Consider the following 6,374-nt stretch of genomic DNA (forward strand, 5'->3'; position numbering starts at 1 on the left):
GTGCAGTGCAGATCCTTGCCGGTCTGCGATACTTCGCAATCTACGCATTTGTTTTTTATGCGTACAGAGCTGAATTGGCGAATGCTTGCGAAGGTGATTGCATGTATTTGCAAATTTTGCGAATCTTTGGAGCCGGCAATAGGGAGCAGGTAAGTGGCCAAGACATTCATGGGCGTGCGTCTGCGCAGCCTGCGTGCCGAGCGTGGTCTTACGCAGGCTGCGCTGGCCCAGGCGCTGGAGTTGTCACCGAGCTATCTGAATCAGATCGAGCAGGATCAGCGCCCGCTCACGGTGGCCGTGCTGCTCAAGATTCACCGGGTGCTGGGCGTCGATATCCAGCAGTTCTCCGAGGATGAGGAGGCCCGCTTGCTGGCGCAGCTGCGCGATGCGGTGGCCGCCATGCCTCAGCCAGAAGGTTCGGTGCCGCTTCCCGAGCTGCGTGAGGTCGCAGCCAAGCTGCCGCAGCTGGCACAGATGCTGCTGGCCATGCACCAGCGTCACCTGGCAGACGCCGAGCGGCTGGAGGCCTTGACCGCCCATCTGGGCGATGGCCGCGCCGGGCCGGATGCCGACACCTCAGTTCACAGAGGTGTCGCCGGGAATGGCGCAATGGCAGGCCTGCTGGCTGAGCCCTTGCGCCAGATGCCGTTCGAGGCGGTGCGTGATTTCTTTTTTTCTCACCGCAATTACCTTGATGCGCTTGATCGTGCAGCTGAAGCGCTGGCTCGGCAGGCTGCAGAGCAAGGCGGTCATCTGCATGATTGGCTGCAATACCGGCTGCAGGCACGACATGGTGTATTGGTTCTGCATGCTCATGTCGGGACCGCTGAGAAAGCGGGCAGCCATAGGCGCTACGATGCGCTCACGCGCACCTTGTATGTGGCTCCGCAACTGAGTCCCATGCAGCAGGCATTTCAGCTGGCTACGCAACTGGCGCTGCTGGAGTTTGATTCACTGATTGAAAGGGAGCTGCAAAGCGTGCCCTGGCAGGATGAGGCCACGCGCCGGCTGGCACGCATGGGGCTGGCCAATTATGTAGCCGGGGCATTTGTGCTGCCATATGGAGAGTTCTTGCGTGCAGCCGAAGGCCTGCGCTACGACATAGACTTGCTGGCAAGGCACTTCGGTGTGGGCTTCGAGACCGTCTGCCATCGTCTCTCAACCCTGCAGCGAAGCGATGCGCCGGGTGTGCCGTTCTTCTTTATACGAGTGGACCGGGCCGGCAATATCAGCAAGCGCCAGTCGGCCACGCATTTTCATTTCTCCAAGACAGGCGGCACCTGCCCGTTGTGGGTGGTGTACGAGGCTTTTACCCAGCCGGGCCGCATAGTGCCCCAGCTCGCCAGCATGCCGGACGGGCGCGTCTACCTGTGGATTGCTCGTACCATCAGCCATGCTGGCCAGGGCTGGGGGGCTCCAGGCAAGACTTTCTCCATCGGCCTGGGCTGCGACTTGCAACACGCCGCGCGGCTGGTGTATTCCCAAGGCATGGATTTGCGCAATATAGGAGCGGCCACACCTATCGGCATGGGCTGCAAGGTATGCGAGCGCAGCGCTTGCCCGCAACGTGCTTTTCCATACGTAGCCAAACCGCTCAAAGTCAATGAAAACGAGAGCGGATTTGTCCCCTATGGCGGTTAGTTGCTGCTGCCATGTGCGGTGAAGTTGGGGGGATGCATCTGACGCTGGATTGCAGTCACCAACTGATTAACAGGCGTGAAAATGCATTGGAGTAGAAGTCTGTATTGTATTTATTGCTATTTATTTAATAGCTTTCCGAGAAAATTTGCTTAGTCTTCTTGGACGATGGGCTGAGGGCGATTTCTTCATACGCTGTCTCCAAGTTTTGATTGCACATCAACAAGGAGACAAGAATGCGTTTAGCCGGAAAAGTTGCCGTGGTCACGGGGGCGGGCCAGGGCATGGGGCGAGCGATTGCACAGCGTTTTGCCGATGAAGGAGCCACTGTGGTGGCCGTGGACTTGAATGAAGAAGCAGCCAGGCAGACCTTGGAAGGCAAGGGCAGCAAGCATCTGGCCCGTTCCTCCAATGTGGCTGACAGCGCTGCGGTTGATGCGCTGTTTGTCGAAATCCGCGAAAAGCTGGGCGCCGTCGACGTGCTGGTGAACAACGCCGGCGTAGGCTCGGTGGACCAGTTTGCCGATATTCCTGACGCAACCTGGGAGCGCGTGATTGGCGTGAACCTGAACGGCGCTTTCTACTGCGCCCGTGCCGCCGTCAAGCAGATGCAGGAAGGCAAGGGCGGTGCCATCGTCAATATCTCCAGCACCTCGGCTGTCAGCGGTGACGGTCCGGCGCACTACTGCGCTTCCAAGGCCGCCCTGATGGGCTTGACCCGCGGCATGGCCAAGGAGCTGGCGTCCAAGAAGATCCGTGTGAACACACTGGTTCCCGGACCCACCAACACGCCCATGATGCAGGGCATTCCCCAGGAGTGGGCCGATGCCATCATCGCCGGCGTGCCCATGGGCCGCATGGCTGAGCCAGAAGACATCGCCAAGGTGGCAGTGTTCCTGGCCAGCGACGACAGCGGCTTTGTGACGGGGCAGAACGTGGCAGTCAACGGCGGCAGCGCCTTCCTCTAAGGAGAGACAAGCATGAGCAAGCGTCTGGAAGGAAAGATTGCGTTTGTGACCGGTGGTGGTTCCGGTATCGGCGCCGCAACGGCTGAGCGTTTCGCACAGGAGGGGGCAACCGTGGTGATCTGCGGCCGCCGCAAGCAGCCTCTCGACGAAGTCGTGGCCAGGATCAAGGCTGCAGGCGGCAGTGCCGAGGCCATCGTGGCCGACGTGGGCAACGAAGCCCAGTTTGTCGGAGCGCTGGAGCAGACTGCCAAAAAGCATGGCAGCCTGGACATTCTGGTCAACAACGCCATGGCCTACACCTGGGGTGGCATCGACGGCATGACCACGGCGGACTGGCATGCCAACTTCAGCACATCGGTGGACGGCACTTTCTGGGGAACGCGTACTGCGCTGAAGCTGATGGGGCCCAAGGGTGGTTCCATCGTCAATATCAGCTCCATCTGCGGCACGCTGGGCACACCTTTTATGTCGGGTTACTCGGCAGCCAAGGCGGCCATCATCAACTTTTCGCGTGCAGCGGCTGCCGAAGGTGCTGCAGCAGGCATCCGCGTGAACGTGGTGATCCCGGCGGTGGTGGAAACGCCTGCCACGGCCGGCATGCTGGCTGATGAGGCATCGCGCAAGAACACCGAAAAACTCATTCCCATGGGGCGCGTGGGTCAGTCCGGCGAGCTGGCCAATGCCGTGCTGTTTCTGGCCAGCGACGAGGCCAGCTATGTGACAGGTGCCGCCTTGCCCGTGGATGGCGGCCGCTCCGCGGTGCTGGTGACGGCACTGTAAGAAAGAGGCTGAAGAGATGAGTGAACCCGTGAATCAGTGGCCACAAACGCTGGAAGAGCGTATCGACAGGCTGGAGTCGCTGGATGCGATTCGTCAACTGGCTGGCAAGTATTCCCTGTCGCTGGACATGCGCGACATGGACGCCCATGTGAACCTGTTCGCTCCCGATATCAAGGTGGGCAAGGAAAAAGTGGGGCGGGCGCATTTCATGGCCTGGCAGGACAGCACGCTGCGTGACCAGTTCACGGGAACCTCGCACCATCTGGGCCAGCACATCATCGAGTTTGTGGATCGAGATCACGCCACCGGCGTGGTCTACTCCAAGAACGAGCATGAATGCGGTGCCGAGTGGGTCATCATGCAGATGCTGTACTGGGACGACTACGAGCGCATTGACGGCCAGTGGTATTTCCGTCGTCGTCTGCCATGTTACTGGTATGCCTCCGACCTGAACAAGCCACCGATTGGCGACATGAAGATGCGCTGGCCCGGTCGTGAGCCCTACCATGGCGCTTTCCACGACCTGTTCCCGAGCTGGAAGGAATTCTGGGCCCAGCGCCCCGACAAGGATGAGTTGCCGCAAGTGGCCGCGCCTGCGCCGCTGGAGCAGTTCCTCAAAAGCATGCGCCGTGGCACACCTGCGCCGCGCATGCGTGTGCGCTAAGGAGCCGGCATGAGTCAAACGCTTTTCACTCCCATCCAGCTGGGCAAGATTGCTCTGAAGAACCGCGTGGTCATGGCCCCCATGACGCGCAACCGCGCCGATGCCGATGGCACGCCCACCGACATCATGGCCGAGCACTATGGCCAGCGCGCTGATGCCGGCCTGATCGTGGCTGAAGGGGCCTGGCCCGAGGTCACGGGTCAAGCCTACTGTCGTCAGCCCGGCATCGAAACTGCCGCTCATGTGCGCGGCTGGCGCCGTGTGACGGACGCCGTGCATGCGCGTGGCGGATCCATCGTGCTGCAGATCATGCACTCCGGTCGTATCGGCAGTAGCCATATCAAACCCGCTGGTGTGCGTTCCGTATCGGCGTCTGCCATTCAGGCTCAGGGCAAGATCTGGACCGATGCGGCAGGCATGCAGGATTTCGACCAGCCCCAGGCATTGACCACCGAAGAAGTGCGCAAGGCGATTGCCGGGCATGCTGCGGCTGCTCGGCGCGCCATGGATGCGGGCTTTGACGGCGTCGAGCTGCATGGCACCAGCGGCTATCTGAGTCTGCAGTTCCTGCATTCCAGTACCAATCAGCGTACCGATGAATATGGTGGCAACGCCAGCAGTCGCTCACGTTTCGCCGTGGAATGCCTGGGCTCCATGGGAGAGGCCATCGGCATCGATCGTGTGGGGCTGCGCCTGAACCCCGGCAACACCTTCAATGACACAGCGGATGAAAACTCCGCGGCAACCCATGCCGAGCTGATGCGTCAGGCCGCCAAGCTGGGCATTGCCTATCTGCATGTGATGCGTGCAGTCTTCGATCCTTCAATCGATGCCTTCAAGCTGGCGCGTGAGAACTTTGGCGAGAACCTGATTCTCAACGATGGCTTTGATGCGCAAAGCGCCGAAGCCGCGTTGCAGGCAGGCGAAGGCAAGGCGGTATCTTTTGCGCGGCATTTCATTGCCAACCCCGATCTTGTGCAGCGCATGCGCCAGGGCCTGCCTCTGGCCAGGTTTGACCGCAACACGCTCTACACCCCTGGTGCCAGGGGCTACAACGACTATGCGTCTGCAGAGGAAGTGCAGACCGTCTGATCCATCAAGAAACCGAGTTCATCGTGTTGGCCGCATTCCCGCATGGGGGTGCGGCCTTTTTTTGTACCGAGGGTTTTCACGGCTGTCGCAAGGGTGTCGGATCGGCCTGTTTCAAAAGGTTGAAAGCAATCTAGTCTATTCCGCTGAACTACATGCTGATTCTTGTATGAGTGCTATTAAATTTGGGTGATGAAGCGGCAAATCGTTAGTCTCAATGGACGATGTTTGCAAAGGCTCTCCTCTTCAGAATCCTCTGCATCACTAAAGGATTTGGGTTGGAGGCCCCGACATCATGATGGAAATACGTGGACTAGCGTACGTTGTTGCCGAGAGCTCTGATTTGGATCGCTGGGTCAGCTACGCACGTGACGTGCTTGGCATGATGCCGAGCACCACTGCCGATGGCGATCTGCTGATCAAGATGGATGAGCGTCAGTTCCGCTTCCAGGTTCAGCCTGGCAGCAATGACAGATACTCCGCATCCGGTTGGGAGGTGGCCAACAAGCAAGCCTTCGAGCAGGCGCTCGAGGTGTTGCAGGCCGCTGATGTGCACTACGAAATGGGCAGCCCCGAGCTGTGTGCCAAGCGCCATGTGCAGGAGTTGGCCATCGTGACGGATCCATCCGGAAACCGTCATGAGATCGTCTGGGGCTTCAAGTCCGACTTCAGCCATTTCGCATCGCCCCAGGGCGTGTCGCGCTTCATCACCGGTGACTATGGTCTGGGCCACACCGTGCTGCCTGCTCCCGACTTTGACAAGACCGTGGCCTTTGTGCGCAATGTGCTGGGCTTTGGCCTCTCGGATATTTACAACTTCAAGCCCGCAGGCGATGCCGGCCCCACGGTCCGAATCCACTTCTTCCACTGCGCCAACGCTCGTCACCACAGCCTGGCGCTGGCCGAATTCCCTTCTCCCTCGGGTTGCGTGCACGTGATGGTGGAGGTGGACAACATGCCCGAAGTGGGCCGCGCCATGGACCGCATGCAAAAGAGCCAGGTCAAGCTCTCTGCCACTCTCGGTCAGCACACCAACGACAAGATGATCTCGTTCTACATGAAGACGCCCTCCAACTTCGACCTGGAGTTCGGCTATGGCGGCGCCATCATCGACTGGGAACACCACATCACGCACGAGTTCACGACCGTAAGCCTCTGGGTGTTGATTTCCACCCAGAAGTGACCCACTAGCCCCCGGTTTTTCCATCTCAATCTGACCCACGCATTAACCCTAG

Annotated in this window: 6 protein-coding genes; all 6 read left to right on the forward strand. The window is 59.7% G+C overall.

Annotated features, from left to right (window positions below):
• Positions 1–153 precede the first annotated feature (153 nt).
• The 6 genes from ACWGXF_RS23365 to ACWGXF_RS23390 all read left to right on the forward strand — a co-directional run bounded on the left by ACWGXF_RS23365 (position 154) and on the right by ACWGXF_RS23390 (position 6,322).
• Positions 154–1,641, forward strand: a complete 1,488-nt coding sequence (locus ACWGXF_RS23365; protein WP_041743959.1) for a short-chain fatty acyl-CoA regulator family protein — start codon at positions 154–156, stop codon at positions 1,639–1,641.
• A gap of 233 nt (positions 1,642–1,874) precedes the next feature.
• Entirely contained in the window at positions 1,875–2,606 is a 732-nt protein-coding gene (locus ACWGXF_RS23370; protein ID WP_004341349.1) for an SDR family NAD(P)-dependent oxidoreductase, read from the forward strand.
• Positions 2,607–2,618: 12 nt separating this feature from the next.
• Positions 2,619–3,386 carry an SDR family NAD(P)-dependent oxidoreductase gene (locus tag ACWGXF_RS23375; RefSeq protein WP_004341345.1) on the forward strand — a complete coding sequence of 256 codons (768 nt, stop codon included), beginning with the start codon at positions 2,619–2,621 and terminating at the stop codon, positions 3,384–3,386.
• A gap of 16 nt (positions 3,387–3,402) precedes the next feature.
• Positions 3,403–4,050, forward strand: a complete 648-nt coding sequence (locus ACWGXF_RS23380; RefSeq protein ID WP_039049232.1) for a nuclear transport factor 2 family protein — start codon at positions 3,403–3,405, stop codon at positions 4,048–4,050.
• 9 nt (positions 4,051–4,059) lie between these two features.
• Positions 4,060–5,142 (forward strand): alkene reductase, encoded by a 1,083-nt coding sequence (locus ACWGXF_RS23385; RefSeq protein WP_087864356.1) that lies wholly within the window; start codon positions 4,060–4,062, stop codon positions 5,140–5,142.
• Between the two features lie 292 nt (positions 5,143–5,434).
• Entirely contained in the window at positions 5,435–6,322 is an 888-nt protein-coding gene (locus ACWGXF_RS23390) for a VOC family protein (RefSeq protein ID WP_452102549.1), read from the forward strand.
• Positions 6,323–6,374 lie beyond the last annotated feature (52 nt).

Source organism: Comamonas sp. HJ-2 (assembly GCF_053615495.1).

Excerpts from the sequence above, each read along its gene's own strand:
- ACWGXF_RS23385 (WP_087864356.1), top strand. The coding sequence starts at position 4,060 with ATGAGTCAAACGCTTTTCACTCCCATCCAGCTGGGCAAGATTGCTCTG.
- ACWGXF_RS23390 (WP_452102549.1), top strand. The coding sequence starts at position 5,435 with ATGATGGAAATACGTGGACTAGCGTACGTTGTTGCCGAGAGCTCTGAT.
- ACWGXF_RS23370 (WP_004341349.1), top strand. The coding sequence starts at position 1,875 with ATGCGTTTAGCCGGAAAAGTTGCCGTGGTCACGGGGGCGGGCCAGGGC.
- ACWGXF_RS23380 (WP_039049232.1), top strand. The coding sequence starts at position 3,403 with ATGAGTGAACCCGTGAATCAGTGGCCACAAACGCTGGAAGAGCGTATC.
- ACWGXF_RS23375 (WP_004341345.1), top strand. The coding sequence starts at position 2,619 with ATGAGCAAGCGTCTGGAAGGAAAGATTGCGTTTGTGACCGGTGGTGGT.